The organism is Klebsiella sp. 141240, from assembly GCF_050600805.1.
In the GTDB taxonomy this organism is placed as follows: domain Bacteria; phylum Pseudomonadota; class Gammaproteobacteria; order Enterobacterales; family Enterobacteriaceae; genus Klebsiella; species Klebsiella aerogenes.
Genome location: NZ_JAQIRK010000013.1, coordinates 81,363 through 107,825, shown reverse-complemented (window position 1 = coordinate 107,825; position 26,463 = coordinate 81,363). Strand labels below are relative to the sequence as shown.

The window sequence follows — 26,463 nt, the reverse complement described above, 5'->3', positions numbered from 1 at the left end:
ACAAAATATCATCCTTTAGCGGCGAATCATTGTCAGTCTATGCATTGATTCGTAACTTTATTTGTCAGACGCCTCGATTCCCCCTACGGCCTGAAGGGTGGTCAGGGGCGAAGAACGGGAGTACCCTGCGCCCATCTTTTTTGATCGACATTATTTGCAATACGAGCCAGGCATGAACGAAATATTGAGTCAGTGGGACTTCGCCGTTATTTTGCTACAAATCATCGCCATCGATTTGTTATTAGGCGGCGATAACGCGGTGGTCATCGCCATGGCCTGCCGCAAGTTGCCGGCGCATCTGCGCACCAAAGCCATTGTTATCGGTACTCTCGGCGCGATTATCGCCCGGGTCACGCTGCTGGCGGTGGCGATTTATTTGTTGTCGTTGCCGTGGCTAAAAATCGTCGGCGCGTTACTGCTACTGTGGATTGGCATTAAGCTGGTCGCCAACGAGGAAGAAGAGAGCGATATCAGCAGCTCCAGTAGCCTGTGGCGCACCGCCGTCACCATCACCGTCGCCGATGTGATCATGTCGCTGGATAACGTGCTAGCCGTGGCAGCCGCCGGTAAAGGCCATCTCCTGCTGGTGGCGCTGGGGGTATTAATCAGCATCCCGATTATTGTCGCGGGCAGTAAGCTGGTGTTGGCCATACTGACTCGCTTTCCCTCGGTCGTATTGCTGGGCGGCGCGTTGATTGGCTGGATTGCCGGTTCAATGATGATAACCGACCCGACCTTTGTTCAGCTGTTCCCCAACTCTCCGAATTATCTACATTTTGTTGCCGGGGCCATTGGTGCGGCGCTGGTGCTGCTGGAAGGATGGCGGCGCAACTACCGCTCCGGCACCCCAGAATAATCACTGGATGCCGTCATCCCCGACGGCGTCAAGTTTTTGCCACTTTTCTCCGCCACCCTTTCTCATTTGCCCTACTCTTAATAGAGCCGCCTGATCCAGGGATTCTGTGACCAGATTTTTGAGCATAAATGAGATAACACCATGGAATTAAAGGATTATTATACCATTCTAGGGGTTAAGCCAACGGACGATCTGAAAACCATCAAGACCGCCTACCGCCGTTTGGCTCGTAAATATCACCCCGACGTCAGCAAAGAGCCCGATGCCGAAGCAAAATTCAAGGATCTCGCCGAAGCATGGGAAGTCCTCAAAGACGATCAGCGTCGCGCCGAATATGACCAACTTTGGCAGCACCGCAACGATCCGCAGTTCAACCGCCAACAGCACGCCCACGAACAAAGCTACAGCCAGCAAGACTTCGACGATATCTTCTCCTCGATGTTCGGCCAGCAGGCGCATCACGCCCGCCGCCAGCGCGCCGAGCGCGGCCACGATGTCGAAATCGAAGTGGCGGTGTTCCTCGAAGAAACCCTCGCCGAACAGACTCGTACCATCAGCTACAAGCTGCCGGTCTATAACGTCTTCGGCATGGTTGAGAGTGAAACGCCGAAAACGCTGAATGTGAAAATTCCGGCGGGGGTCAGCGATGGCCAGCGAATTCGCCTGAAAGGTCAGGGGACGCCAGGCGAAAACGGCGGCCCGAATGGCGATCTGTGGCTGGTGATTCACATCGCGCCGCATCCGCTGTTCGACATCAACGGTCATAACCTGGAGATCGTACTGCCGCTGGCGCCGTGGGAAGCCGCGCTGGGGGCGAAAGTCACCGTACCGACGTTAAAAGAGAGCATTCTGCTGACAATTCCGGCGGGTAGCCAGGCGGGACAACGGCTGCGCATCAAGGGCAAAGGGTTGGTAAGCAAAACCCACACCGGCGATTTGTTCGCCGTCATCAAAATCGTTATGCCGCCAAAACCAGATGAAAAAGCGCGTGAGCTCTGGCAGCAGCTCGCCGAAAGCGAAGCCAGCTTCGATCCGCGTAAGACATGGGGGAAAGCCTGATGGCTAAAGTAACAGTGACGTTTACCATCACCGAGTTGTGCCTGCGCACCGGGGTGTCGGAAGAGGAGCTGACGGAGATCGTCGGCTTAGGGATGATTGAGCCGCACCAGCCGCAGGCTGAAACCTGGCTGTTTGACGACAGCGCGGTGACGATTGTGCATCGCGCAGTGCGCCTGCGTAACGAGCTGGAGCTGGACTGGCCGGGGATTGCGGTGGCGTTGACGCTGCTGGATGAAAATGCGCGACTCACCCGCGAAAATCGGCTACTGCAGCAGCGTCTGGCCCGCTTTTTGACCCATAGCTAAGCGGAATTCCCGGGTCGCGGCGTTCCGCCTTACCCGGGCTACAGGTCGCTCACAGCGCAAACGGTAGCCCGGCTGAGCGTAGCGTAAGCCGGGAAATTTCCCGGGTCGCGGCGTTCCGCCTTACCCGGGCTACAGCTCGCTCACGGCGCAAACCGTAGCCCGGCTGCGCGTAGCGAAAGCCGGGAAAAGCGCTTAATCCGGCAGCGAGCCGGCGAGATTACGCGCGGAGACGCTCTCGCTCACCGGCGCTGGCGGCTCGGGCGCCTTAACCGGCGCGGCCGCTGGCGTAGATGCCGCAGCGGAAGAGGCTGGCTGAATCTCAAGAAACGAGGCCAGCATTCTACGCAGCGTCTCCGGTGGCGTATCTTCCGCCAGCAGCGCCGCCAGCATTGACGGCAGCCGGCTATCTACTTCACCCAACGCTAACCCTGCCAGCAGCGCCGTACGCGACATATCCCCGCGATCGCCACGATGATGGGCTTCAATTTTCGCGTCCGCAAAGCGCTCGCTGGCGCTGATATCCGGGCGCAGGTATATCAGAACCTTTCTGCGATCCAGAGTCATAGACGCTCCTTAACCAATAATTTTCAGACCACGCACGAGGGCGAACTGCGGCTCGTCGGCCACCACAAAGCGATCTTCGCGCAGACCCATGCGTTCGCGAATCGCATCGGCAACCAGCGGCGCGCCGCCGCCAATCACGATGGCGTGAGAATAGCCTTTAAAACTATCAATCGCCGTCAGAACGCGAGTCGTCAGGCGTTCGATGCTGTTGGAGATAACCTTTTTCACTTCAGATACCGCATCCGGATCGTTGATGTTATCGGTCAGATACTCTTCGTCGTGGCGGTTGATGATTATCTGATCAACGTTATAACTGGAGGTATCGGTATTCGCCCGCGCCAGCGCCAGCTTAACGGCGTCGGTCACCAGCGATACGCCCAGCTTCGGGTCGCCGTAAATACGCGAAACCGAGGTCATTTGCCCGGCCACCATCGAAATATCCAGCGTGGTGCCGCCGAGGTCGACAATCAGCACCGAATGCGACGGTTTCAGCTCATCGCACAGGCTGATACCCGCCGGAATGGATTCCGGACGCACGGTGACTTTAGTGATATTGAACACCACGCCTTTATTCAGTTTAACTTCGCGCAGCAGGCTCTTTTTCTTACGCTCAATGTTATCAAGACGATATTGCGCATCTTCATCATAAAATTCAGTCAGCGGCAGGGTGACCACAATCTCGACATCCTGCGGTTCGAGGCCGCTGGTCAGCAGAGCATGGTGAACAGCGATGGAGTTCAACGGGCTGTATTGCCAATCAATATTGTTGGTGGGTAACGCATCGGGGGTGATCAGGTCGAAAGAGTACTTTTCATCATCCACGGTGTAGTTAAATGGCTTCCCGGCACCGAAAGTGGCAGACCAGCCGCGCTTGAAACTATTGGGGCTGATATGGGTGAAAGTTTCGCCATCTTGCTCCCACAGCATTTTGATATTGGTTGAACCATCATCGATAAAAATGCGCATCGCATTGCTCCATCACTGAGACAAATAAGAGAAAATGTAAGACCCAAAAAGAGTAGCAAGAGTTAAAAAGCAGCGCAAGAGCACGAAAAAGAGACAATTCTGAGTTTTATTTGAGAAACAATGGAGATTTCAATTAACTCATTGAGTTCAAAGAGAGAACTATAAGAGATAAATAAGAGAACTAAAAGTTTTCATTTCTGTCTATTTTAAACGCTTTTTTTGTGCAAAAAGAGAGCATCCCTCCCCTCTTTCGCCAGCGGTTTTCGCACGCTTTTTACACCTGATTGGGTACCACGATCGGCCGTTCCGGCTCGACGACATTTTCCGGTACCCGACGATATTTATCCAGCAGGTGAATCTGAATACGTCGCAACATATCGCCATTCAGTTTGTAATAGCGGAAATAAAGAAACAGCGTCAGAGCAAAAAAGATCGTCGGCAGCGCAATCATAATCGCCTGCATCCCCAGCAGCGTGTGGGATGATTGCACCACATTCGGCACGTAACCGATGATACCGAGCACGATGGCGATAAACCAGGCCGCAAACGCCGAACCGGCTTTGACCACCAGCGTCTGTACCGAGTAGGCGATACTTTCGCAGCGGATATTCATCGTATATTCGCCGTAGTCAACGGTATCGGCCACCATAATGACCTGCAGCACCCAGAACAGCGCGGTTCCAATATTCAACAACACTCCAGCCAGCGAAATCAGCGCAATGTTGTAAACCCCGCTCAGCGCCATCAGCAACAGTACGCCGCAGCCCAGCACCGGCATGATCGATGCCCCCGCCCACAGAATGCGTCGCGACAGACCTTTCACCAGCCGTGGGAACAGGATTAGCGTCAGCAAATTCGCCGCCCCCGCGTAGGACATGTAATACGGGAACATCTCCGCACTGCCAATCACGTAGGTAAAGTAATAAATCGCGAAGCCGGCAATGATATTCGCCGCCGTGTTATAGGCCAGCGCCATGCCCAACAGGCAGGCCAGCTGATCGTTTTTATAGATGAGCGCCACCATCTGGCGCAGTGAGAGATGGCTGGAATCCTCGCTTACGCCGCTATCCGACGAGTAAACCTCATGGACGTTGCGCAAGGTAACGAGGGTGGAAATTACGAAAAAGGCAATCAGCACCAGGGTAAACATCTGGAAACCGAAGCCGCGATCGGCGCCGCCGACGGCGCTGACAAACGGCAGTGTGACCCCGGCGGTCACAAACCCGGCAAGGCTGGCGAAAAAGCGCGGGTAAGGCACCAGCTGTTCACGTTCGCGTTTATCAAGGGTAATGGTCGGCACCAGCGACCAGAACGGCACATCCATGATGGTATAGGTGAAGCCCCACAGCAGGTAGGTCAGCCACACCCACGCCAGTAGCGCCCCTCCGCTGAAGTGATGGGCGCTGAACAGCATATACAGCACCACCGAGTTGGTGATAGTCCCGATCAGGATCCACGGCTTGAACTTCCCCCATCGCGATCGCGTGCAGTTGACGATCCATCCCATGATCGGATCGGCTATCGCATCGAGGATCCTCGCCACCAGGAACAAGGTGCCAACCACCCCAACCGATAAGCCAACAATATCGGTGTAGTAATACATCAGATACATGTAAACGATACCGATAGCGAAATCTTTACCAAAGGCACCAAATCCGTAGCTGAGCTTTGTTGTCATTGAAATACTCATAGGGTACAGGTCGCTGTCGCCAGCGCCTCCTTTAGCGTTTGATAGAGCATGGCAGGCGCCGCCGGGCCAGATCCCCCGGCGGCATGAGAAAATTAACGGTGCAGCCAGGCCGGCAGCCAGTCGCCGTGGCTGGCGATCAGATCGTCCACCAGCGTGTAGATCTCTTCGATCCCCAGCACCGCGGCGGTGTGCGGATCCATCATCGTGGCGTAATAAACGTAATCGCGATTTTCCGTCAGGATGGCCTCCGTTAGCAGCGTCTGCACGTTGATGTTGGTCTGCATCAGCGCCGCCAGATGCGCCGGCAGCGCGCCTACTTTCGTCGGCTGGATGCCGTTGGCGTCCACCAGGCAAGCAACTTCCACGCAGCAACCCTGCGGCAGGTTGTCGATAAGATTATCGTTGCGCACGTTGCCGTACACCACGCTTGGCTCGCCGGTCCAGATGGCATTCATGATGGTGCTGGCATATTCGCGCGAAGGTTTAACCTCGATACGCTCGCCGCTCTTATAGCTCTCCAGCTCTTTATGCCAGTTGGCCAACTGCTCGACGCAGCGTTTAGGGTACTCATCCAACGGCACTTTATAGCGGGCGATAAGATCGTCGCGCCCCGGCTTGATAAACCATGGCGTGTATTCGGCGAAATGCTCCGACGATTCGGTGACAAAGTAGCCCAGCTTTTTGAACATCTCATAGCGGACGATGTTCTCGCAGCGTGGATTGCCATGCAGGTTCGGCTTCGGCGCCAGTCCTTCGGCGTAGGCCTGCAGCAGGTCGGGATAGATACTGACGTAGCTGCCGTCCGCGAGCTTTTTCTCCAGCGACAGATAGAACGCCATATGGTTAATCCCCGCGCAGCGGTAACGTAAATCCGCCGGGTCGAGGTTAAGGTCGCGCGCCAGCTCTTCCGCTGTGCCTTGCACCGAGTGGCACAGACCCACCTGCTTGATATGCGGGTAGCGGGCGTACATCGCCCAGGTGTTCATCGCCATCGGATTAACGTAGTTAAGCATGGTGGCGTCCGGACAGACCTCGCTCATATCGTCGCAGATAGCCCACAGGTGCGGGATGGTGCGCAGCGCGCGCATAATGCCTCCCGGCCCCAGCGTATCGGCAATGGTCTGCTCAAGGCCGTGGCGTTTACAGACTTCAAAGTCAGTCACGGTGCAGGGCTCGTAGCCGCCAATCTGGAAAGCGACAACAACAAAATCGGCGTTCCGCAAGGCGGTTTTACGATCGCAATGGCAGCTAATTTCGCCATTCGCGCCGACGGAATCCATCAGCTTTCGTACCACGGTATGTGACTCTTCCAGCCGGGTTTCATCGATATCCATCAGCGCGATATGCGCCGATTTCAGCGCCGGGCGCTGGAAAACATCACCGAGAATATTTTTGACGAACACCGTCGAACCGGCGCCGATAAAGGTAATTTTTGGGGCGGACATCGCGCTCTCTCCATCAGGTCATTGAACACTTTCAGAGTGGCATGCCGCTCGCCGCTACGCTGCCCCGTTCCCGCCGGAGCATTCCCGGAAACTCAGATCGGCCATTAAGCGCCACAAAATCTGAGCTTTTGGGAATAGATCGGCTTAAAAGGAGAGAAAACGGGCCGATGATTCCGCTAAGCTGTAATCAGTTCAGGCTAAAAACGCAGCCACTCTGACGATCCAGGAATCCGCCCATGATGGAACACCGCTTCACTTCCCTGCCCCCCGACCCGCACATGTGCAGCAGCGATGAAAAGCACAGCCGCAGCCCGCTGGCGCTCTATTCCGAGTATCAGCGCATGGATATCGAACTGCGCCCCCCGCACGCCATGGCCACCAGCCACTGGCACGGCCAGGTAGAGGTCAACGTGCCGTTCGATGGCGACGTGGAGTACTTGATTAACAATGAAGTAGTGCGCATTGAGAAAGGCTATATCACCCTGTTTTGGGCCTGTACGCCGCATCAGTTGACCCGCCCGGGCGACTGCCAGCAGATGGCAATATTCAACCTGCCGATGCATCTGTTTCTGTCGTGGCCGCTGGATCGCGAACTGATAAACCACGTCACCCACGGGATGGTGATTAAATCTCTTGCCGCCCAGCAGTTAAGCGCTTTTGAAGTACGCCGTTGGCAGCAGGAATTGAATCACGAGAATGAACAGATTCGCCAGTTGGCGATCGATGAAATCGCCCTGATGCTCAAGCGGCTGAGCCTCGCCGGCTGGCAGCCGATTCTGGTCAATAAGACCTCGCGCACGCACAAGAACAGCGTCTCGCGCCACGCGCAATTTTATGTCAGCCAGATGCTGGAATTTATCGCCGCCCATTATGACCAGGCGCTGACCGTCGATGCCGTCGCCGAGCACGTTAAACTCAACCCAAACTACGCGATGGGCGTTTTTCAGCGGGTAATGCAGCAGACCATGAAGCAGTACATCACCGCCATGCGCATCAATCACGTGCGCGCGCTGCTGAGCGACACCGATAAGACCATCCTTGATATCGCCCTCACCGCCGGGTTCCGTTCCAGCAGCCGCTTCTACAGCACCTTTACCCGCTACGTCGGCATGCCGCCGCAGCAGTACCGTAAATTGAGCCAGCAGCGCCGCCACAGCCTCGCGCCGCCGCAGCCATAAAAAATGCCGCTTGGGTCTCCCCAGGCGGCATCGTGAACAGTGAAAAGCGGTTAGTCGTTGATACGCGGGTGCTGCTGTACCAGACGGGCGCGTTTTTCCTGCAGGTCGGCGATTTCCTGATCGATATCTTCGATTTTATGTTCGATGTTATCGTAGTGCTCGCCCAGAATTTCTTTCGCTTCCTGGATATCGGACGCCGCCGGCGTCGCCCCTTTCAGCGGACGGTTAGCGGTCTCTTTCATCGACAGGCCGGTAATCAGGCCAATCACCGCAATCACCATCAGATAGTAAGCCGGCATCATCAGGTTCTGGGTGGTTTCCACCAGCCATGCCGCCAGCGTCGGCGTCAGACCGGCGATCAGCACCGAGATGTTAAAGGCGCTGGCCAGGGCACTGAAACGGATGTGGGTCGGGAACATCGCCGGCAGCGATGAGGCCATCACGCCGATAAAGCAGTTCAGCACCACCGCCAGCAGCAGCAGACCGGCGAAAATCAGGCCAATCACGTTGCTGTTAATCATGATAAAGGCCGGGATAGACAGCGTGAACAGCGCGACGCTACCCACCAGGATAAACGGACGACGGCCAAAACGGTCGCTCAGCATGCCGATAACCGGCTGAACAAACAGCATGCCGACCATGATGGCGATAATAATCAGTACGCCGTGATCTTCCGAGTAGTGCAGGTTATGCGACAGGTAGCTCGGCATATAGGTCAACAGCATGTAGTAGGTCACGTTGGTGGAAATCACCAGGCCAATACAGGTCAGCAGGCTGCGCCAGTGCTTGGTGGCAATCTCTTTAAAGGAGACCTTAGGACCTTCCTGCAGGCCTTCGCGATCGCCCTGTTCAAGGGTATCCACGTGCTGCTGGAACGCCGGGGTCTCTTCCAACGCGTGACGCAGGTACAGGCCGATAATCCCCAGCGGCAGCGCCAGGAAGAACGGGATACGCCAGCCCCAGTCGAGGAAGTTCTCTTCACCCACGACGCTGGAAATCAGTACCACCACGCCTGCGCCCATCACGAAGCCGGCAATCGAACCGAAGTCCAGCCAGCTGCCCATAAACCCGCGTTTACGGTCAGGCGAGTATTCGGCCACGAAGATCGACGCCCCGGTATATTCGCCGCCCACCGAGAAGCCCTGCGCCATTTTACACAGCAGCAGCAGAATCGGCGCCCAGATACCAATAGTGGCATACGACGGAATAAGACCGATACAGAATGTACTTATCGACATAATAACGATGGTGATCGCTAAGATTTTTTGTCGACCGTATTTATCGCCGAGCATCCCGAAGAACAGGCCGCCGAGCGGACGAATCAAGAAGGGAACCGAGAAAGTACCGAGCGCGGCAATCATCTGCACGCTGGGATCGGCATCGGGGAAGAAGACTTTACCAAGGGCATAAGCCACAAAACCATACACACCGAAATCGAACCACTCCATCGCATTACCGAGCGAGGCCGCGGTGATGGCTTTTCGCAACTTACCATCATCGATGATGGTGACATCCCTAAGCGTGATCGGCTTTATTTTTTTCCTTTTAAGCATACTTTTCCTCTGTGCTATCGCCTTGAGCGCACGACTCCTCGCCAAATGACGAGGTCATTCGCGACGTACGTTGGGAGCGGCGAAGTGCTGTGCTCCACATTTCAAGCGTAGCAGGTTTGCCTGCACTGTCTTTCTGACAGAGTGTACAACCGAACCTGTTGACGCCTGCTCTGGCCTTAAATTAATAATTCACTTACCAAATAAGCAGTGACGAATTTACTTACATCCCTTTTTACCCTACCAGCGTTTAAATTTGGGATCAACTTCACGAAAAATTCGCCCAGCTTAATTACAGAGCCAAATAAAATGAATAAGTTCAATCTCTGTTTCGCCGCCGATGTTTATTTATGGACTTTATTAACGTCCATTTTTCAGCATATTCTCCGCAAAGCCAAAATAATTACCCTGCGTTATTTCCTGGAAAAAATACCCGACAAAAGTGCGGAATTGCGCTATAATCAGCCGCACTTTCGGCTAATAGCCGCTATTTAACGGACCAACGTCCTGTTTTTCCCAGTAATCACGAGGAACGCCATGCAACTTCCACACTGCCCAAAATGCCATTCTGAATACACATATGAAGATAACGGCATGTACATCTGCCCGGAATGCGCCCACGAGTGGAACAATGCCGAGCCGGCCGACGACACCGACGCGCTGATCGTAAAAGACGCTAACGGCAACTTACTTGCCGATGGCGACAGCGTGACCGTGGTGAAAGATCTGAAGGTAAAAGGCAGTTCTTCTATGCTGAAAATCGGCACCAAAGTGAAGAATATCCGTCTGGTCGAAGGCGATCACAACATCGACTGCAAAATTGACGGTTTTGGTCCGATGAAGCTGAAATCTGAATTCGTCAAAAAGAACTAATTAATTTTTTTTACGCCAGCGCCATTATTTTTCCGGCGCTGGCGGCAACCTCGCCGGCGCGTCCGAATATCAGCGGCGGATCGCGGCGAAGTTATTTTGCTAATTTCACGAAAATTATTCCCGAATCCTTCCAGCCAAACCGCGCGATCAATTCTCATTTCGTCTCTGCCTTCCCGCCACGCGGCGACGCATTTTCAGAAAAATTCACCCTGCTTTGCCGCCTGGCTTCTTTTGCCCGTCACCAACTACGCTTTATGGGTCATTGATTATCTGAGGTCATGGTTATGTCCCTGAGTCCTTACATTGCTTTTAGCGGCAACTGCGCTGCCGCCATCGCCTTCTATCAGCAGGCGCTGGGGGCGCAGCTTATCCACCAAATCACCTACGGCGAGATGCCGCAGAGCGCCCAGGATGCCGAAGATGGTTGCGCCTCCGGGCAACATCTTGCCGCCGACTGCATCGCCCACGCCAGCCTGCAGGTCGCCGACAGTATTTTGATGTTGAGCGATAGCCCCAGTAGCGACATGGAACATTACGCGGGATTCGTCCTCGTGCTGGAGCCAAAAGATATTGCTGAAGGCAAACACTGGTTTGAGGCGCTGGCCGATGGCGGGCGCATCGAAATGGCGTGGCAGGAGACCTTCTGGGCCCACGGTTTCGGCAAAGTGGTCGATCGCTTCGGCGTGCCGTGGATGGTTAACGTCGTCAAACAACCCTAATCTTCTCCACAGGGCGGCTTCTCCGCCCTGTCATCTCACCGGCATCAACTCTTCATCCTGCGGTCATCGTGACTTAACAGAAATGTAACAAAAACGCGTCAGTATCGGCCCACGCTCAACGGGGATCCCCAAGGTGCTTAGTGAGGCTCGATAACCATGTACTTATCCAGACATCCGACCAGTTACCCCACCCGGTATCAGGAAATTGCCGCCAGGCTTGAACAGGAGCTGCGCCATCACTATCGCTGCGGCGATTATTTGCCTGCGGAACAGCAGCTGGCGGCGCGCTTTGAAGTCAACCGCCACACCCTACGTCGCGCCATCGATCAGCTGGTGGAACGCGGCTGGGTCCAGCGCCGCCAGGGCGTCGGCGTGCTGGTATTGATGCGCCCCATCGACTACCCGCTCAACGCCCAGGCGCGTTTCAGCCAGAATCTGCTGGAACAAGGCAGCCACCCGACCAGCGAGAAACTGCTGTCGGTGCTGCGCCCGGCCAGCAGCCATGTCGCCGAAGCCTTTGGCATTGCCGAAGGTGAAACCGTCATTCATCTGCGCACCCTGCGCCGGGTCAACGGCGTGGCGCTGTGTTTGATTGACCACTACTTCGCCGACCTGCGCTTCTGGCCGGTGCTGCAAACCTTCACCCACGGTTCGCTACACGACCTGCTGCGCGACCAACTCGCCGTCGAACTGACCCGCGTGCGCACCAAAATCAGCGCCCGCCGCGCGCAGGCGAAAGAGAGCAAGCTGCTGGAAATCCCCAATATGGCGCCGCTGCTGTGCGTACGTACGCTCAATAGCCGCGAGGGCGAGACAGTCACGACGGAGTACTCCGTCAGCCTGACCCGCGCCGACATGATTGAATTCACCATGGAGCACTGAATGCACTTCGATACCGCCACCCGCCAGCGCTGGATGTCCGTGCTGGCCCACAGTGAACCGCAGGACCTTCTGGCGCGCATGCAATCGCTGCGGCTGGCGCCGGAGTATGAATTAATTCGCGCCCCGGAAACCGGACTGGTACAGCTCCAGGCGCGCATGGGCGGCATCGGCGATCGCTTCTTTGCCGGCGACGCCACCCTGACCCGCGCCGCCGTACGCCTGGCCGATGGCACCCTCGGCTACAGCTGGATTTTAGGCCGCAATCGCCCACACGCCGAGCGCTGCGCGGCGATCGACGGCCTGCTGCAATCGCCTCACTATTTTCACACCTTAATGGAAACCCTCATTACCCCGCTGGAAGCACAACGCAGCGCGCGCCTTGATGCTCGCCGCGCCGAAGTCAACGCCAGCCGGGTCGACTTCTTTACTCTGGTTCGCGGAGATAACGCATGACATTACAAACCGCCTTTACCCTACCGGTGCAGGATGCCCAACACAGTTTCCGCCGCCTGCTGAAAGCAATGAGCGAGCCGGGAGTGATTGTCTCTCTGCAGCAGCTTCAGCACGGCTGGCAGCCATTGAATATCGCCTCCACCAGCTTGCTGCTGACGCTGGCCGATCACGACACCCCGGTATGGATGGCCGCCGCGCTGCATAACGATCTGGTCAGCCAAAATCTGCGCTTCCATACCGGCGCGACGCTGGTGGAACAGCCGCAGCAGGCGGTATTTGCCGTCGCCTGCGACACCATCAGCGCCGAACAGCTTAATGCCCTTTCCGCCGGTACCGTGGCGGCGCCGGAAACCGGCGTCACGCTGATTGTTCAACTAGCCAGCCTGAGCGGCGGACGCATGCTGCGCCTGACCGGCGCGGGCATTGCCGAGGAGCGAATGATCGCCCCACAGCTGCCAGACTGCATCATCGACGAATTAACCGAACGCCCGCACCCGTTCCCACTGGGCATTGACCTGATCCTGACCTGCGGCGAGCGCCTGCTGGCTATCCCGCGTACCACCCACGTGGAGGTGTGCTAAATGTATGTTGCCGTCAAAGGCGGCGAGAAGGCGATTAGCGCCGCTCACGCTTTGCAAGAGCAGAAACGACGGGGCGATGGACGGCTTCCCGAACTGAGCGTTGACCAGATAAGCGAACAGCTCAGCCTGGCGGTGGACCGGGTGATGACCGAAGGCGGTATTGCCGACCGCGAACTGGCGGCGCTGGCGCTGAAGCAGGCCAGCGGCGATAACGTCGAAGCCATTTTCCTGCTGCGCGCCTACCGCACCACCCTGCCGCGGCTGGCGGTCAGCGAACCGGTTGATACCGCCGGGATGCGCCTCGAGCGCCGGATCTCCGCGGTGTACAAAGATATCCCCGGCGGCCAGTTGCTGGGCCCCACTTACGACTATACCCACCGCCTGCTCGATTTTGCCCTGCTGGCCAACGGCGAACCGCCGTCGGTGCAGAAAGCCGGTAGCGAAACGCAGCCGACGCCGCACGTCTTCAACCTGCTGGCGCAGCAGGGGCTGGCAAAAGCGGAAGCAGACTGCGGCGCGCCGCCTGACGATATCACCCGCACCCCGCCGGTCTATCCCTGCTCGCGCTCCTCAAGGCTGCAGCAACTGGTACGCGGCGATGAAGGCTATTTGCTGGCGCTGGCCTACTCAACCCAGCGCGGCTATGGCCGCAACCATCCGTTTGCCGGCGAGATCCGCAGCGGCTACGTACAGGTGGAAATCGTGCCGGAAGAGCTGGGCTTTAGCGTCAATATTGGCGAGCTGTTGCTGACCGAATGCGAAATGGTCAACGGCTTTGTCGATCCAAAGGATGAGCCGCCGCACTTCACCCGCGGCTACGGCCTGACGTTTGGCATGAGCGAGCGTAAAGCGATGGCCATGGCGCTGGTCGACCGCGCCCTTCAGGCGCCGGAATACGGCGAAGAGATAAGCGGCCCGGCCCAGGACGAAGAGTTCGTGCTGGCGCACGCCGATAACGTTGAAGCCGCCGGCTTCGTCTCGCATCTGAAACTGCCGCACTATGTCGATTTCCAGGCCGAACTGGCGCTGTTGAAACGCCTGCAACGGGAGAACGAACGTGGCTAACCCACTGACTGGCTATAACTTTGCTTATCTTGATGAGCAAACCAAGCGCATGATCCGCCGGGCGATACTGAAAGCGGTGGCCATTCCCGGCTATCAGGTGCCCTTCGGCGGCCGCGAAATGCCGATGCCCTACGGTTGGGGTACCGGCGGGATCCAACTGACCGCCAGCGTTATCGGCGAGAACGACGTACTGAAGGTCATCGATCAGGGCGCCGATGACACCACCAACGCGGTGTCGATCCGCCAGTTCTTTAAACGCGTAACCGGCGTCGCCACCACCGAACGCACCGAAGACGCCACCCTGATCCAGACCCGCCACCGGATCCCGGAAACGCCGCTGGTGGAAGATCAGATCCTGATCTATCAGGTGCCGATCCCGGAGCCGCTGCGCTTTATCGAACCGCGCGAAACCGAAACCCGCACCATGCACGCGCTGGAAGAGTACGGCGTAATGCAGGTGAAGCTGTATGAGGATATCGCTCGCTTCGGCCATATCGCCACCACCTACGCCTATCCGGTGAAGGTGAACGGCCGCTACGTGATGGACCCTTCGCCGATCCCGAAATTCGATAACCCCAAAATGCACATGATGCCGGCGCTGCAGCTGTTCGGCGCCGGGCGCGAAAAACGTATCTACGCGGTGCCGCCCTATACCGCAGTCGAAAGCCTCGATTTCGACGATCACCCGTTTAGCGTGCAGGAGTGGGATGAACCCTGCGCCATTTGCGGTTCGCGTCACAGCTATCTTGACGAAGTGGTGCTGGATGACAGCGGCCAGCGGATGTTTGTCTGCTCCGATACCGACTATTGCCGCCAACAGAGCGAGGCGCAGAAAAAATGAGCCAGCCGTTACTTGCAGTCAATCACCTGACCCATCTCTATGCGCCGGGCAAAGGTTTTAGCGATGTCTCTTTCGAGCTGTGGCCGGGCGAAGTGCTCGGCATCGTGGGCGAATCCGGCTCCGGTAAAACCACGCTGCTGAAAGCGATTTCCGCTCGTCTGGCGCCGCAACAGGGTGAAGTGCGGTATCAACAGCGCTCCCTGTACGCCATGAGCGAAGCCGAACGCCGCCGCCTGCTGCGCACCGAATGGGGCGTCGTGCATCAGCACCCAATGGACGGCCTGCGTCGCCAGGTCTCGGCGGGCGGCAACATCGGCGAACGGCTGATGGCGACCGGCGCCCGCCACTACGGCGACATTCGCGCCACCGCCGAACGCTGGCTGCAGGAGGTGGAGATCCCGCCTTCCCGCATCGACGACCTGCCGACCACCTTTTCCGGCGGCATGCAGCAGCGCTTGCAAATCGCCCGCAACCTCGTGACGCAGCCGAAACTGGTGTTTATGGATGAACCCACCGGCGGGCTGGACGTCTCGGTACAGGCGCGCCTGCTCGATCTCCTGCGCGGGCTGGTGGTGGAGTTAGGGCTGGCGGCGGTGATCGTCACCCACGATCTCGGCGTCGCCCGCCTGCTAGCGAACCGTCTTCTGGTGATGAAACAAGGACAGGTGGTGGAAAGTGGCTTAACCGACCGGGTGCTCGACGATCCGCATCATCCTTACACCCAGCTGCTGGTGTCGTCGGTGTTGCAGAATTGATGCTGTTTTGCCGGATGGCGGCTGCGCCTTAATCCGGCCTACAGGTGCGTTATTCGTAGGCCGGGTAAGCGAAGCGCCACCCGGCACTCCAACCCCGAGAGGGCTAAAATGATCCGCGTTGAAAACATCCATAAAACCTTTGTTCTGCACCAACAGCACGGCGTACGTCTGCCGGTGCTCGCCGACGCTTCGCTCACCGTTAACGCCGGGGAATGCGTGGTGCTGCACGGCCATTCCGGCAGCGGTAAATCGACGCTGCTGCGCTCGCTGTACGCTAACTATCTGCCGGACAGCGGTCATATTCATATCCGCCACGGCGACGAATGGGTAGATCTGGTGACCGCCACGCCGCGCAAGGTGCTGGAAGTGCGTAAAACCACCATCGGCTGGGTCAGCCAATTTTTGCGGGTGATCCCGCGGATATCCGCGCTGGAAGTCGTCATGCAGCCGCTGCTCGACCTAGGTACACCGCGCGAAGAGAGCGCCGCTAAAGCCGCCCGTCTGCTGAGCCATCTCAACGTGCCGGAGCGTTTGTGGCATCTGGCGCCATCCACCTTTTCCGGCGGCGAACAGCAGCGGGTCAACATCGCCCGCGGTTTTGCGGTCGACTATCCGATTTTACTCCTTGATGAACCCACCGCCTCGCTGGATGCCAACAACAGCGCCGCGGTGGTGGCGCTGATCCAGCAGGCTAAAGCCCGCGGCGCGGCCATCGTCGGTATTTTCCATGATGAAACGGTACGCGGTCAGGTCGCCGACCGCCTGCACCCAATGGGTATCACAGTATGATAATCAATAACGTAAAGCTGGTACTGGAAGACGAAACCATCGACGGTTCGCTGGAAGTGCAGGAGGGGCGGATTTACGCCTTTGCCGAAAGCCAGAGCCGGCTGCCCGGCGCCCTCGATGGCGAAGGCGGCTGGCTGCTGCCGGGGCTTATCGAACTCCATACCGATAACCTGGATAAATTCTTCACCCCGCGGCCAAAGGTTGACTGGCCTGCACACTCGGCGATGAGCAGCCACGATGCTTTGATGGTCGCCAGCGGCATCACCACCGTACTCGACGCCGTGGCGATTGGCGACGTGCGCGACGGCGGCGACCGCCTTGAGAATCTGGAAAAGATGATCAACGCGGTGGAAGAGACGCAAAAGCGCGGGCTTAACCGCGCCGAGCATCGCCTGCATCTGCGCTGTGAACTGCCGCACCACACCACTCTGCCGCTGTTTGAAAAGCTGGTCGACCGCGAGCCGGTCACTCTGGTGTCGCTGATGGATCACTCGCCAGGTCAACGCCAGTTCGCCAACCGCGAAAAATATCGCGAATATTATCAGGGTAAATATCAGCTCAGCAGCGAGCAGATGCTACGCTTCGAAGAGGAGCAAATGGCGCTGGCGGCGGCCTGGTCGCAGCCTAATCGCCAGGCTATCGCCGCGATGTGCCGGGAGCGCCAAATCGCTCTCGCCAGCCACGACGACGCCACTCATGAACATGTCGCCGAATCCCACCTGCTTGGCAGCGTGATCGCCGAGTTTCCCACCACATTGGCCGCCGCGCAGGCTTCGCGCCAGCATGGAATGAATGTGTTGATGGGGGCGCCAAATATCGTGCGCGGCGGCTCTCATTCCGGCAATGTCGCCGCGCATAAACTGGCCGCCAGCGGCCTGTTAGATATTCTCTCTTCCGACTACTACCCCGCCAGCCTGCTTGATGCCGCTTTCCGCATCGCCGATAGCGACGACAACGCTTTTACGCTGGCGCAGGCTGTCCGTTTGGTCAGCAAACATCCGGCGCAGGCGCTGGGTCTGCATGACCGCGGCGTCATCGCCGAAGGCAAACGCGCCGATCTGGTGCTGGCGCACCGCCGCGGCGAGCACGTCCATATCGACCACGTCTGGCGTCAGGGAAAGAGGGTCTTTTAATGCCTGGAAAACTGATTTGGCTGGTCGGCCCCTCCGGGTCGGGAAAAGATAGCCTGCTGGCCGCGCTGCGCCAGCGTGAGCATCCGCAACTGCTGGTCGCGCATCGCTACATCACCCGCCCGCACCAGGCGGGCTGCGAGAACCATATTGCGCTGAGCGAGCATGAGTTTTTCACCCGCGCCGAGCGTAATCTTTTCGCGCTAAGCTGGCATGCCAACAATAATTACTATGGCGTCGGCGTGGAGATCGACCTCTGGCTGCATGCCGGTTTTGATGTCGTCGCCAACGGCTCGCGCGCGCATCTGGCGCAGGCACGGGAACGTTACGATGACGTACTGGTACCAATTTGTCTCGAAGTCTCGCCACAGGTATTGCGCCAGCGGCTTGAACAGCGCGGCCGGGAAAATGCCGTGGAAATCGCCCAACGCCTGCAACGCGCCGCGCGTTATAAACCGGCCGACTGCCTGACGTTGAATAACGACGGCAGCCTCGGGCAATCGGTAGAGCGTTTCTTCCAGCTGTTGCGCCAGCACGCCGGGCGTGAAGAGAATCAGCATGCCTGAGGATAAGGTAATACGATGAGCCTGACGATCCGCCTGACCGGCACCGGCGGCGCCCAGCAGGTGCCGGTCTTCGGCTGCGACTGCGCCGCCTGCCAGCGCGCTCGCGTCGATGCGCGCTATCGCCGCCGCCCCTGCAGCGCGGTGGTGCGCTTTAACCATGCGGTCACGCTGCTCGACGCCGGGCTGGCGGATCTGGCGGAACGCCAGCCCGCGGGCAGCTTCCAGCAGATTTTATTGACGCATTACCATATGGACCACGTACAGGGGCTGTTCCCCCTGCGCTGGGGCGTGGGCGATCCGATTGCGGTGTACGGCCCGCCGGATGACATCGGCTGCGACGATCTGTTTAAACATCCCGGCATCCTCGATTTTAGCCACGCCGTTACCCCCTTCACGGTATTTGAACTACAGGGGCTACAGGTCACGCCGCTGCCGTTAATCCATTCGAAGCTGACCTACGGCTATCTGCTGAAGTCGGCGCACAGCCGGGTGGCATGGCTTGCGGATACCGCCGGGCTGCCGGAGAAGACGCTGAAGTTTTTACTTAATAATCAGCCGCAGGTGATTGTCATCGATTGCAGCTACGAGCCCAGGGCGCAGACGCCGCGCAACCACAGCGACTTGAATACCGTGCGCGCACTGAACCAGGTACTTGGCTGCCCGCGGGTGATCCTCACCCATATCAGCCATCAGTTCGACCGCTGGATGATGACTAACCCGCTGCCGAAAGGTTTCGAGGCGGGATACGACGGCATGGAGATCGTGCTGGAGTAACCGGCGTCATGGCAATGGAAAATCAGTAATCGTTGTCGAGACGGCGCTGATCGCTTTCCAACTGGCGGCGATCGCTATCGAGCTGGCGCTGGCGCTCATCCAGCTGGCGACGGCGGTCGTCAAGCTGGCGCTGGCGATCGTTATATTGCTGCTGATTATCCCTACGCTGCTGGCGGCTGCCCTGATAGCTGCCGTCATCGTAGCGTCCGTCGTCATAGCGCCCGTCGTCGTCGTCGGAACGGCTGCTGCCCGGATTGTAGGCATCGTTGATGGCTTGCTGAATATTACCAATAGCGTCATCAATAATATCGGCGTGGGCCAATTGGCTGCTCAGCGCCAGCGTGCAAAAAAACAGAGCGGTTGCGTAACGTTTCATCGGGGCCAGTCTCATCAGGGTACTGGCGGTACCTTAATCAACCGTATGTGCGGCGTGTAGCGGAGGAATCTCAAATCCGCGCCATCGCCGCACGCAACGCCTGCGCCAGCTGCGTACGGGTAAAAGGCTTGCGCAGCCGTTCCACCTCCGGCAACGCCGGGTTATGCGCCGGGCGCAAATCCTGGCCGCTAATCAATAGCAGCGCCACCGCCGGGAAACGGCGTTGCGCTTCGTGAATCACCTCGGCGCCGCTCAGCCCGCCGGGGAGCATTAAATCGCTAATCAACAACGCGATATCCCTGGAGGCCGCCAGCATCTGCAGCGCCTGCTCGCCGCTTTGCGCCTCCAGCGTCAGCCAGCCCAGCTGATGCAACTGCTCGCATAACGTCTGGCGCACATCGGCTTCATCCTCAAGCACCAAAGCCAGCCGCTCGCCGCTCGTTATCGGTTCGCTATCCAACGGTGCTCGTTCATCCTCCGCCGCTGACGTGGCTCGCGGCAGTTGTAAACGTACGGTGGTGCCCTGCCCCGGCGCGCTTTCAATCGCCACACGCCCGCCCGACTGGCGCACAAAACCGTACACCATCGACAGCCCAAGCCCGCTGCCGCTACCGGTCTGTTTGGTGGTAAAGAAGGGCTCGAAGACCTGCGTTTTTATCTCCTGCGACATGCCGCAGCCGTGATCAATCACCTCCAGCGCCACCATATCCTGACGTCGTCCATCGCTACGGGTAACCCGCTGGTTCCAGGTGCGCAGCGCGATAACGCCTGGCCGTCCCTCCATGGCGTCGCGGGCGTTCATCACCAAGTTGATAATCGCGTTTTCCAGTTGCCCGACATCGATCCACGCCGGCCAGGCGGGAGACTGCGCTTCAATTTCGAGACGCAACGATGCGGGGAGCGAATGGCGCATCAGTTCACAGACGTTCTCCAGCAATGGCTGTAGCGCCACCGCCTGCGGGTTCAGCGCCTGTTTACGCGAAAAGGCCAGCAGCCGCTGAGTAAGTAAGGCGCCGCGTTCGGCGGCCTTCAGCGCCCGCGATATCCGCGGCGCATCGCGCTCATCCGGCTGTACCAGTTCGAGGCTGCCGATAATAACCGCCAGCAGGTTGTTAAAATCGTGCGCCAGGCCGCCGGTCAGTTGGCCGACGGCTTTCATTTTTTGGCTATGCAGCAGCGCCTCTTCCAGCCCCTGTCGCTCAATGCGGTCAATTTCCATCTGGGTGGTTTTCTCCCGCAGCAGGCGGGTGGTGTGCTCAAGGGAAGCGGTATTACGGGCGAAAACGTTAAAGGCGCGCGCCAGTTCGCCAAGCTCATCGCGCCGCTGCAGAGCCGGCACCGTCACATTCTGCTCGCCGTGCGCCAGCCGCGACATCGCGCCGGATATCGCGTTCAGATTAAGGCCGAGATTACGATAAATATACCAACCGGCGCAGCCGGTAATCGCCAGCGCCAGCAGCGCGGCCAGCAGGATAAATGTGCTGATGGAGCGCAACTGCTGGTGGCTTTGCGCCGCCCGTGCCTCAGATGCCTGGGCTACTCTGGCAACGTACTGATTAATATCATCATTAAGCAGCGCAACCAGCGCTTTGATATGAAACATATACCAGCCTATCGCCAGATCGCTCTCTTCAAGCTGCGCCGATAGCGGCGCCAGCCGCGCCAACTCGGCGTTGAAATCCGGCAGGATAAACGCCCGCTCTGAATCGCTATCGTTGCGCGGTAAAAAGCGTCTGATGTCATCGAGCTGCAGGACGATTGAACGCGGCGTCGCAGTGTGTATCGCGGCGACGATCAGCCGGTCCATCTCGTTTAAACGCTGAGGATCGATCGCCGGTTTACCCTCGCGATCGTTGAGATCCTGCAAATGACGCAAATAGCTCTGGTTTTGATACAGCGCGCTCAGCAGTTCATTGCGCTGCAGATGGCGACGCTGCCCGCGCTCCAGCATGCCGCCGACGCTCTGCTGCAGCTCGTTGCTGCGGCGAATAATGCTCGCCACCAGCGTCTGTTCCTGCCGTGCCAGCGGCGCCGAGGCCAGTTGTCCAAGAGAATGCTTCAGCGCCTGTTGGGTTTCCAGCAGCCGTTCCGCTTCGCTTTTATACTCCAGCGCGCCTACTACCTGCGACAGCCGTACCGCCGCGGTGGCGACGTTCGCGGTATCACGCGCCAGATTCATACTGCCGCTCATGTCGGTAAGCGTTTGCAGCTGCACCTGCTCCTGCAACTGACTGGCATGGCGAAAACCGAAAATCGCCACTCCGGCGACCATTAACGTCACCGCCACCATCAACAAGTTAAATGACAGCAGGCGACCGCGGGCGCTAACGAAAAAGTACGGATGGCGAGAAGACATGGCGACTCCGGTCAGGCGTTTTCTCCCATCATTCCCGGACTATCGCCGAAGGTGAAGAAAATTTCTCGGCGTAATTGTGATCTGTATTAACTATTCAAAAATATGACAATTATGAATGGCCGATGACATCACTCATTTACGTTGCGGTGATGAAGTGCCGACATCGACAACGCAGCCAGGAGAGCAGGCATGCAGGGAACACCGGTGCTATCCATGCGCAACATCGCCAAAGTTTTCGGCAAGTTTTATGCGCTGAAAGGGGTGGATCTGACGGTCTGGCCCGGCGAGATCCACGCGCTGATGGGCGAAAACGGCGCGGGAAAAAGCACGTTGATGAAGATCCTCGCCGGCGCCTATACCGCCTCCAGCGGCGAGATCCTGATCGACGGACAACCACAGACGATCAGAGGCCCGAAGGATGCGCTGGCGGCAGGGATCACCTTGATCTATCAGGAGATGCAGCTGGCGCCTAACCTCACCGTCGCGGAAAACATTTTCCTCGGCAGCGAGCTTTCCCGCGGCGGTCTGGTACAACGTAAAGAGATGGAGTCCCAGGCGCAGGCGGTTATCGACCGGCTCGGCGCGCAGTTCAAAGCCAGCGACCGGGTGATGAAGCTGACTATCGCCGAACAGCAGCAGGTGGAAATCGCCCGCGCGCTGCATCGCAACAGCCGCATTCTGGTGATGGATGAACCTACCGCCGCCCTCTCCTCGCGGGAAACGCAGCGCCTGTTTGAGCTGATTTTGCGCCTGCGCGATGAAGGGATGGCAATCATCTACATCAGCCACCGCATGGCGGAGGTGTATGAACTCTCCGACCGGGTCAGCGTGCTGCGCGATGGCCAGTATGTCGGCAGCCTCACCCGCGACCACCTTAGCGCCCCCGAATTAGTACGCATGATGGTTGGCCGTCCGCTCAGCGATCTGTTCAATAAAGAGCGCGATATCCCGCGCGGCCAGCCGCGCCTGCGGGTGCAGGATCTCAGCGACGGCGGCAAAGTGCATCCCAGCAGCCTGGTGGTGCACGCCGGGGAAATCGTTGGCCTGGCCGGGCTGGTCGGCGCCGGGCGTTCCGAGCTGGCGCAGCTGATTTTCGGCGTCCGCAAAGCGACGGGCGGGGTGATTGAAATCGACGGCGAACCGGTTGTTATTCACTCGCCGCGCGAAGCGATCGACCTCGGGATCGGCTTTCTGACCGAAAACCGTAAGGAACAGGGTCTATTTCTCGAACTGGCGGCGCAGGAGAACATCACCATGGCGACGCTTGAGCGCGACGCCAATTGGGGGATGCTCGACCGTAAGAAGGCGCAAACCATCTCCGATGACGCCATCCAGCTGCTGAACATCCGCGTCCCACATGCCCAGGTACGCGCCGGCGGGCTTTCCGGCGGCAATCAGCAAAAGCTGCTGATTTCACGCTGGGTGGCGATCGGCCCGCGCATTCTCATTCTGGATGAGCCGACCCGCGGCGTTGACGTCGGCGCCAAAAGCGAGATTTACCGCATCATGAATCAGATGGCCCGCCAGGGCGTCGCCATTTTAATGATCTCCAGCGAATTGCCGGAAATCGTAGGCATGAGCGACCGGGTATACGTGATGCGCGAAGGCGCTATCGCCGGCGAGTTGCAGGTTGGCGAGATTAGTCAGGAAAGCATTATGACGCTGGCGACCGGCGTGAACGATTCTCACCTTAAGGCAGGACAAGCATGAGCATACCGAAAGAGACCTCCGCGCCGGCGGCGAAATCCGCCTCGGCAAAAAAAATGCTGATGGGCGACCTGATGCAAACCGTCGGCATCCTGCCGATTTTAATCCTGATCGTCGCGGTGTTCGGCTTCGTCGCGCCGAATTTCTTTACTGAAAGCAACCTGCTGAATATTACCCGCCAGTCCTCCATCAACATCGTGCTGGCGGCGGGGATGACCTTTATTATTCTGACCGGCGGTATCGATCTGTCGGTGGGGTCAATTCTCGGCACCACCGCGGTTGCGGCGATGGTGGTATCGCTCATCCCACAATTCGCGATGCTGTCGATTCCGGCGGCCCTGATGCTCGGCCTGCTGCTCGGGCTGTTCAACGGCGCGCTGGTGGCCTTCGCCGGACTACCGCCGTTTATTGTCACCCTTGGCACCTACACCGCGCTGCGCGGCGCCGCCTATCTGCTAGCCGACGGCACCACGGTGATCAACTCCGATATTAGTTTTGAATGGATCGGCAATAACTATCTCGGCCCGGTGCCGTGGCTGGTGGTGATTGCGCTGGCGGTCGTGGCGGTGTGCTGGTTTATCCTGCGCCGCACCACCCTCGGTATTCATATTTACGCCGTCGGCGGCAATATGCAGGCGGCGCGGCTGACGGGGATTAAAGTCTGGCTGGTACTGCTGTTCGTCTACGGCATGAGCGGGCTGCTTTCCGGGCTCGGCGGGGTGATGAGCGCCTCCCGGCTGTACAGCGCCAACGGCAACCTCGGCGTCGGCTATGAGCTGGACGCCATTGCCGCGGTGATCCTCGGCGGTACCAGTTTCGTCGGCGGTATCGGCACCATCACCGGTACGCTGGTGGGGGCACTGATTATCGCCACCCTCAACAACGGCATGACGCTGATGGGCGTCTCCTACTTCTGGCAATTGGTGATCAAAGGGGCGGTGATCATCATAGCGGTGCTGATCGACAAATACCGTACCCGACACCACCAAAGTGCATAACAACAACATCTTACCTGCGAGGAAAAGCGAATGCGTTTAAAACCGATAGTGACCGCGCTGTGTGCCGGCGCGCTGCTGGCCGCCTCCCCTTTTGCGTCGGCCAAAGATCTACAAGCGATAGGCGTGACGGTAGGCGACCTCGCCAACCCGTTCTTCGTGCAAATTACCAAGGGGGCCGAGCTGGAAGCGCGCAAGCTGGCGGGGGATAAAGTGAAGGTCACGCTGGTGTCGAGCGGCTACGACCTGGGACAGCAGGTGGCGCAGATAGATAACTTTATCGCCGCCAAAGTCGATATGATCATCCTCAACGCCGCTGATTCAAAAGGTATCGGCCCGGCGGTGAAACGGGCGAAAGAGGCCGGGATCGTGGTGGTGGCGGTTGACGTCGCCGCCGAAGGCGCGGATGCCACCATCACCTCCGATAACACCCAAGCGGGCGCTATGGCCTGTAAATACATTAGCGATCGCCTGAACAACAAAGGCAACGTGGTGATTATTAACGGGCCGCCGGTTTCCGCCGTGCAGAACCGCGTCGAAGGCTGCGAAACCGAATTCAAAAAACATCCGGATATCAAAATCCTCTCCGCCAACCAGAACGCTAAAGGCAGCCGCGAAGGCGGACTGGAGGTGATGACGTCGCTGCTGGCGGCAAATCCGAAGATTGACGGCGTGTTCGCGATTAACGATCCGACGGCGATTGGCGCCGATCTGGCGGCGAAACAGGCGCAACGCAGCGAGTTCTTTATCGTGGGCGTCGACGGCAGCCCGGACGGCGAAGAGGCGCTGAAGCGTAAGAATTCGCTATTCGTCGCCACGCCGGCGCAGGACCCGCAGGTCATGGCGGCGAAGGCGGTGGAAATCGGTTATGACATTTTGCAGGGCAAGCCCGCGCCGACCGCGCCGGTGCTGATCCCGGTGAAGATGATCGATAAAAATAACGTCAGCAGCTATAAGGGCTGGACGGTGAAATAACGCTGCAAAGCGGCTGACGGGTCTCCCCTTAGGCCGCTTTGTCGTTATGGATAACGTCAGCGGAGAAAACGTAGCCCAGCCCGCGCAGGGTTTTAATCAACGTGGGCTGGTGCGGATTGACCTCAATTTTACGCCGCAGGCGCATGATCAGCACATCGATCGTGCGGTCGAATACCTCCATGCTCTCATTATGGGTCAGCGCCAGCAGCTGTTCACGGTTCAGAACCCGGCGGGCGTTTTGCGCCAGCGCCAGCAACAATCCATATTCCCCCTGGGTTAACGCCACGCTCTGCTGCTGGGGATTAAACAGCTCACAACGGCGGGTATCCAGCCGCCAGCCGTTAAACAACAGGCCATGATCTCCGCCCAGTACGAGGCTTTCCGTGCCGATCGCCCCGCTGCGCCGCAGCACCGCCTTGACGCGCGCCACCACTACCCGCGCGTTGAACGGCTTGGCGATGTAATCGTCGGCGCCCATTTCCAGCCCGACCACCACATCCGATTCGCTTCCCAGGCCGGAAAGCATTATCACCGGTAGCTCAGACCGCGTGCGCTGCAGCTGTTGCAACACCAGCAATCCATTGGTATCCGGCAAGATCATATCCAGCAGCGCCAGCGCAATATCTGCGCGCCGGGCGACCGTCGCCAGCGCTTCGCCGCCGTTCTGGCAGGCCACCACCTCGAACGCGTGGGCGCCGAGCACGTCGCTCAGCAGCTCGCAGATCGCAGCGTCATCATCAATCACTAAAATGACCGGTTTCATGGTTTACCTCTGCCTGGCGGGAATAGTGTCAGTCTGGTCGATTGTGCAAGCAGGCGACGACAAATCCATTTTTCGCTGCCGTTTTTATAATCGGCGTCACATCTCCGGGCTTTTCGTCACGTCAAAACTGACGATGACCTGTTTTTCGTCAGCATTTCGCCCAAAAAAGCCGCGTACTATCCGTCAATACCCACAATGAAAACATGGCATAGAAGATGCATAGTGACGGTCGATTGCGCGTCAGCGCTAA

27 protein-coding genes and 1 pseudogene are annotated in these 26,463 nt (G+C 58.2%); 19 read left to right on the top strand and 9 right to left on the bottom strand.

Translation table 11 applies throughout. The features are described from left to right. Nucleotides 1-172 precede the first annotated feature (172 nt). The 3 genes from PGQ95_RS20245 to cbpM all read left to right on the top strand — a co-directional run bounded on the left by PGQ95_RS20245 (nucleotide 173) and on the right by cbpM (nucleotide 2,220). Nucleotides 173-856 carry a TerC family protein gene (locus PGQ95_RS20245; RefSeq protein ID WP_430919152.1) on the top strand — a complete coding sequence of 228 codons (684 nt, stop codon included), beginning with the start codon at nucleotides 173-175 and terminating at the stop codon, nucleotides 854-856. Between the two features lie 141 nt (nucleotides 857-997). After that, nucleotides 998-1,915, top strand: coding sequence for a curved DNA-binding protein (gene cbpA / locus PGQ95_RS20240; protein ID WP_047057455.1), 918 nt, complete (start codon nucleotides 998-1,000; stop codon nucleotides 1,913-1,915). Next, nucleotides 1,915-2,220, top strand: a complete 306-nt coding sequence (gene cbpM, locus PGQ95_RS20235; RefSeq protein ID WP_015368685.1) for a chaperone modulator CbpM — start codon at nucleotides 1,915-1,917, stop codon at nucleotides 2,218-2,220. Before cbpA ends, cbpM begins: the two co-directional genes overlap by 1 nt. A 192-nt stretch (nucleotides 2,221-2,412) precedes the next feature. On the opposite strand, the gene PGQ95_RS20230 is transcribed toward cbpM, so the two are convergent. The 5 genes and pseudogenes from PGQ95_RS20230 to PGQ95_RS20210 form a co-directional block, all read right to left on the bottom strand. Then, nucleotides 2,413-2,784: a plasmid partitioning/stability family protein gene (locus PGQ95_RS20230; protein ID WP_087859243.1), complete on the bottom strand. Its 372-nt coding sequence runs from the start codon at nucleotides 2,782-2,784 to the stop codon at nucleotides 2,413-2,415. 9 nt (nucleotides 2,785-2,793) lie between these two features. Beyond that, nucleotides 2,794-3,750, bottom strand: a complete 957-nt coding sequence (locus tag PGQ95_RS20225; protein WP_015368687.1) for a plasmid stability protein StbA — start codon at nucleotides 3,748-3,750, stop codon at nucleotides 2,794-2,796. A 204-nt stretch (nucleotides 3,751-3,954) separates the two neighbouring features. Next, a pseudogene (locus PGQ95_RS20220) lies at nucleotides 3,955-4,019 on the bottom strand (hypothetical protein); the annotation flags it as partial. A gap of 5 nt (nucleotides 4,020-4,024) precedes the next feature. Further along, nucleotides 4,025-5,440: a melibiose:sodium transporter MelB gene (melB, locus tag PGQ95_RS20215; protein ID WP_113374726.1), complete on the bottom strand. Its 1,416-nt coding sequence runs from the start codon at nucleotides 5,438-5,440 to the stop codon at nucleotides 4,025-4,027. A gap of 92 nt (nucleotides 5,441-5,532) precedes the next feature. Beyond that, on the bottom strand, nucleotides 5,533-6,885 hold the full coding sequence (locus PGQ95_RS20210; protein ID WP_430919150.1) for an alpha-glucosidase/alpha-galactosidase: 1,353 nt from the start codon (nucleotides 6,883-6,885) through the stop codon (nucleotides 5,533-5,535). A gap of 239 nt (nucleotides 6,886-7,124) precedes the next feature. Here PGQ95_RS20210 and melR point away from each other — a divergent pair, with 239 nt between their 5' ends. Continuing rightward, complete coding sequence (gene melR, locus PGQ95_RS20205) at nucleotides 7,125-8,063, top strand: transcriptional regulator MelR (protein ID WP_430919159.1); 939 nt, start codon at nucleotides 7,125-7,127, stop codon at nucleotides 8,061-8,063. 50 nt (nucleotides 8,064-8,113) lie between these two features. Here melR and proP read toward each other — a convergent pair whose 3' ends face one another. Further along, entirely contained in the window at nucleotides 8,114-9,616 is a 1,503-nt protein-coding gene (gene proP / locus PGQ95_RS20200; protein ID WP_020079848.1) for a glycine betaine/L-proline transporter ProP, read from the bottom strand. Between the two features lie 534 nt (nucleotides 9,617-10,150). On the opposite strand from proP, the gene PGQ95_RS20195 reads away from it, so the two are divergent. From PGQ95_RS20195 to phnP, 12 genes are all read left to right on the top strand, one after another. Beyond that, nucleotides 10,151-10,486 carry a zinc ribbon domain-containing protein YjdM gene (locus tag PGQ95_RS20195; protein ID WP_015704081.1) on the top strand — a complete coding sequence of 112 codons (336 nt, stop codon included), beginning with the start codon at nucleotides 10,151-10,153 and terminating at the stop codon, nucleotides 10,484-10,486. 284 nt (nucleotides 10,487-10,770) lie between these two features. Beyond that, nucleotides 10,771-11,205, top strand: a complete 435-nt coding sequence (gene yjdN, locus PGQ95_RS20190) for a VOC family metalloprotein YjdN (protein ID WP_015704080.1) — start codon at nucleotides 10,771-10,773, stop codon at nucleotides 11,203-11,205. Between the two features lie 156 nt (nucleotides 11,206-11,361). Continuing rightward, complete coding sequence (gene phnF / locus PGQ95_RS20185) at nucleotides 11,362-12,087, top strand: phosphonate metabolism transcriptional regulator PhnF (protein WP_047065952.1); 726 nt, start codon at nucleotides 11,362-11,364, stop codon at nucleotides 12,085-12,087. Continuing rightward, a complete protein-coding gene (gene phnG / locus PGQ95_RS20180) occupies nucleotides 12,088-12,540 on the top strand; it encodes a phosphonate C-P lyase system protein PhnG (protein WP_045396504.1) in 453 nt (150 codons plus the stop codon). It abuts the gene before it with no gap. Continuing rightward, the gene (gene phnH, locus PGQ95_RS20175; protein WP_430919146.1) at nucleotides 12,537-13,121 is read left to right on the top strand and encodes a phosphonate C-P lyase system protein PhnH; all 585 of its coding nucleotides are present in this window, start codon (nucleotides 12,537-12,539) and stop codon (nucleotides 13,119-13,121) included. The genes phnG and phnH overlap by 4 nt, the downstream gene beginning before the upstream one ends. Beyond that, on the top strand, nucleotides 13,122-14,186 hold the full coding sequence (locus PGQ95_RS20170) for a carbon-phosphorus lyase complex subunit PhnI (RefSeq protein ID WP_430919144.1): 1,065 nt from the start codon (nucleotides 13,122-13,124) through the stop codon (nucleotides 14,184-14,186). It abuts the gene before it with no gap. Beyond that, nucleotides 14,179-15,027, top strand: a complete 849-nt coding sequence (locus PGQ95_RS20165; protein ID WP_015368699.1) for an alpha-D-ribose 1-methylphosphonate 5-phosphate C-P-lyase PhnJ — start codon at nucleotides 14,179-14,181, stop codon at nucleotides 15,025-15,027. The genes PGQ95_RS20170 and PGQ95_RS20165 overlap by 8 nt, the downstream gene beginning before the upstream one ends. Next, the gene (phnK, locus tag PGQ95_RS20160) at nucleotides 15,024-15,782 is read left to right on the top strand and encodes a phosphonate C-P lyase system protein PhnK (RefSeq protein ID WP_042894298.1); all 759 of its coding nucleotides are present in this window, start codon (nucleotides 15,024-15,026) and stop codon (nucleotides 15,780-15,782) included. Before PGQ95_RS20165 ends, phnK begins: the two co-directional genes overlap by 4 nt. A 108-nt stretch (nucleotides 15,783-15,890) precedes the next feature. Then, entirely contained in the window at nucleotides 15,891-16,571 is a 681-nt protein-coding gene (gene phnL / locus PGQ95_RS20155; RefSeq protein ID WP_430919142.1) for a phosphonate C-P lyase system protein PhnL, read from the top strand. Beyond that, nucleotides 16,568-17,704 (top strand): alpha-D-ribose 1-methylphosphonate 5-triphosphate diphosphatase, encoded by a 1,137-nt coding sequence (gene phnM / locus PGQ95_RS20150; protein WP_430919140.1) that lies wholly within the window; start codon nucleotides 16,568-16,570, stop codon nucleotides 17,702-17,704. Before phnL ends, phnM begins: the two co-directional genes overlap by 4 nt. After that, a complete protein-coding gene (gene phnN, locus PGQ95_RS20145; protein WP_087859234.1) occupies nucleotides 17,704-18,267 on the top strand; it encodes a ribose 1,5-bisphosphokinase in 564 nt (187 codons plus the stop codon). Before phnM ends, phnN begins: the two co-directional genes overlap by 1 nt. 15 nt (nucleotides 18,268-18,282) lie before the next feature. Continuing rightward, on the top strand, nucleotides 18,283-19,041 hold the full coding sequence (gene phnP / locus PGQ95_RS20140; RefSeq protein WP_430919138.1) for a phosphonate metabolism protein PhnP: 759 nt from the start codon (nucleotides 18,283-18,285) through the stop codon (nucleotides 19,039-19,041). Between the two features lie 22 nt (nucleotides 19,042-19,063). On the opposite strand, the gene yjdP is transcribed toward phnP, so the two are convergent. Both yjdP and PGQ95_RS20130 read right to left on the bottom strand, forming a co-directional pair. Continuing rightward, complete coding sequence (yjdP, locus tag PGQ95_RS20135) at nucleotides 19,064-19,417, bottom strand: DDRRRQL repeat protein YjdP (protein ID WP_045396524.1); 354 nt, start codon at nucleotides 19,415-19,417, stop codon at nucleotides 19,064-19,066. Between the two features lie 70 nt (nucleotides 19,418-19,487). Beyond that, a complete protein-coding gene (locus tag PGQ95_RS20130) occupies nucleotides 19,488-21,773 on the bottom strand; it encodes a hybrid sensor histidine kinase/response regulator (protein WP_213317923.1) in 2,286 nt (761 codons plus the stop codon). A 189-nt stretch (nucleotides 21,774-21,962) separates the two neighbouring features. Between PGQ95_RS20130 and PGQ95_RS20125 the strand changes: the two genes are divergently transcribed. Genes PGQ95_RS20125 through PGQ95_RS20115 form a run of 3 tightly spaced genes read left to right on the top strand, consistent with a single transcriptional unit; the run spans nucleotide 21,963 to nucleotide 25,450 of the window. Further along, nucleotides 21,963-23,483 (top strand): sugar ABC transporter ATP-binding protein, encoded by a 1,521-nt coding sequence (locus PGQ95_RS20125; RefSeq protein ID WP_032713455.1) that lies wholly within the window; start codon nucleotides 21,963-21,965, stop codon nucleotides 23,481-23,483. Further along, entirely contained in the window at nucleotides 23,480-24,478 is a 999-nt protein-coding gene (locus tag PGQ95_RS20120) for an ABC transporter permease subunit (protein WP_045380370.1), read from the top strand. Before PGQ95_RS20125 ends, PGQ95_RS20120 begins: the two co-directional genes overlap by 4 nt. Before the next feature lie 30 nt (nucleotides 24,479-24,508). Then, on the top strand, nucleotides 24,509-25,450 hold the full coding sequence (locus tag PGQ95_RS20115; protein WP_087859227.1) for an ABC transporter substrate-binding protein: 942 nt from the start codon (nucleotides 24,509-24,511) through the stop codon (nucleotides 25,448-25,450). A 28-nt stretch (nucleotides 25,451-25,478) separates the two neighbouring features. On the opposite strand, the gene PGQ95_RS20110 is transcribed toward PGQ95_RS20115, so the two are convergent. After that, the gene (locus PGQ95_RS20110) at nucleotides 25,479-26,213 is read right to left on the bottom strand and encodes a response regulator (protein WP_430919134.1); all 735 of its coding nucleotides are present in this window, start codon (nucleotides 26,211-26,213) and stop codon (nucleotides 25,479-25,481) included. Between the last annotated feature and the right edge of the window lie 250 nt (nucleotides 26,214-26,463).

Bases quoted from the DNA above. Each gene is read 5' to 3' on its own strand.
- phnH (WP_430919146.1), top strand. From the start codon at position 12,537: ATGACATTACAAACCGCCTTTACCCTACCGGTGCAGGATGCCCAACAC.
- yjdN (WP_015704080.1), top strand. From the start codon at position 10,771: ATGTCCCTGAGTCCTTACATTGCTTTTAGCGGCAACTGCGCTGCCGCC.
- phnP (WP_430919138.1), top strand. From the start codon at position 18,283: ATGAGCCTGACGATCCGCCTGACCGGCACCGGCGGCGCCCAGCAGGTG.
- PGQ95_RS20195 (WP_015704081.1), top strand. From the start codon at position 10,151: ATGCAACTTCCACACTGCCCAAAATGCCATTCTGAATACACATATGAA.
- PGQ95_RS20125 (WP_032713455.1), top strand. From the start codon at position 21,963: ATGCAGGGAACACCGGTGCTATCCATGCGCAACATCGCCAAAGTTTTC.
- proP (WP_020079848.1), bottom strand. From the start codon at position 9,616: ATGCTTAAAAGGAAAAAAATAAAGCCGATCACGCTTAGGGATGTCACC.
- cbpA (WP_047057455.1), top strand. From the start codon at position 998: ATGGAATTAAAGGATTATTATACCATTCTAGGGGTTAAGCCAACGGAC.
- PGQ95_RS20115 (WP_087859227.1), top strand. From the start codon at position 24,509: ATGCGTTTAAAACCGATAGTGACCGCGCTGTGTGCCGGCGCGCTGCTG.
- PGQ95_RS20130 (WP_213317923.1), bottom strand. From the start codon at position 21,773: ATGTCTTCTCGCCATCCGTACTTTTTCGTTAGCGCCCGCGGTCGCCTG.
- PGQ95_RS20245 (WP_430919152.1), top strand. From the start codon at position 173: ATGAACGAAATATTGAGTCAGTGGGACTTCGCCGTTATTTTGCTACAA.
- yjdP (WP_045396524.1), bottom strand. From the start codon at position 19,417: ATGAAACGTTACGCAACCGCTCTGTTTTTTTGCACGCTGGCGCTGAGC.
- phnF (WP_047065952.1), top strand. From the start codon at position 11,362: ATGTACTTATCCAGACATCCGACCAGTTACCCCACCCGGTATCAGGAA.
- phnM (WP_430919140.1), top strand. From the start codon at position 16,568: ATGATAATCAATAACGTAAAGCTGGTACTGGAAGACGAAACCATCGAC.
- cbpM (WP_015368685.1), top strand. From the start codon at position 1,915: ATGGCTAAAGTAACAGTGACGTTTACCATCACCGAGTTGTGCCTGCGC.
- melR (WP_430919159.1), top strand. From the start codon at position 7,125: ATGGAACACCGCTTCACTTCCCTGCCCCCCGACCCGCACATGTGCAGC.
- PGQ95_RS20225 (WP_015368687.1), bottom strand. From the start codon at position 3,750: ATGCGCATTTTTATCGATGATGGTTCAACCAATATCAAAATGCTGTGG.
- melB (WP_113374726.1), bottom strand. From the start codon at position 5,440: ATGAGTATTTCAATGACAACAAAGCTCAGCTACGGATTTGGTGCCTTT.
- PGQ95_RS20120 (WP_045380370.1), top strand. From the start codon at position 23,480: ATGAGCATACCGAAAGAGACCTCCGCGCCGGCGGCGAAATCCGCCTCG.
- phnG (WP_045396504.1), top strand. From the start codon at position 12,088: ATGCACTTCGATACCGCCACCCGCCAGCGCTGGATGTCCGTGCTGGCC.
- phnL (WP_430919142.1), top strand. From the start codon at position 15,891: ATGATCCGCGTTGAAAACATCCATAAAACCTTTGTTCTGCACCAACAG.
- PGQ95_RS20210 (WP_430919150.1), bottom strand. From the start codon at position 6,885: ATGTCCGCCCCAAAAATTACCTTTATCGGCGCCGGTTCGACGGTGTTC.
- PGQ95_RS20230 (WP_087859243.1), bottom strand. From the start codon at position 2,784: ATGACTCTGGATCGCAGAAAGGTTCTGATATACCTGCGCCCGGATATC.
- PGQ95_RS20110 (WP_430919134.1), bottom strand. From the start codon at position 26,213: ATGAAACCGGTCATTTTAGTGATTGATGATGACGCTGCGATCTGCGAG.
- PGQ95_RS20170 (WP_430919144.1), top strand. From the start codon at position 13,122: ATGTATGTTGCCGTCAAAGGCGGCGAGAAGGCGATTAGCGCCGCTCAC.
- phnK (WP_042894298.1), top strand. From the start codon at position 15,024: ATGAGCCAGCCGTTACTTGCAGTCAATCACCTGACCCATCTCTATGCG.
- phnN (WP_087859234.1), top strand. From the start codon at position 17,704: ATGCCTGGAAAACTGATTTGGCTGGTCGGCCCCTCCGGGTCGGGAAAA.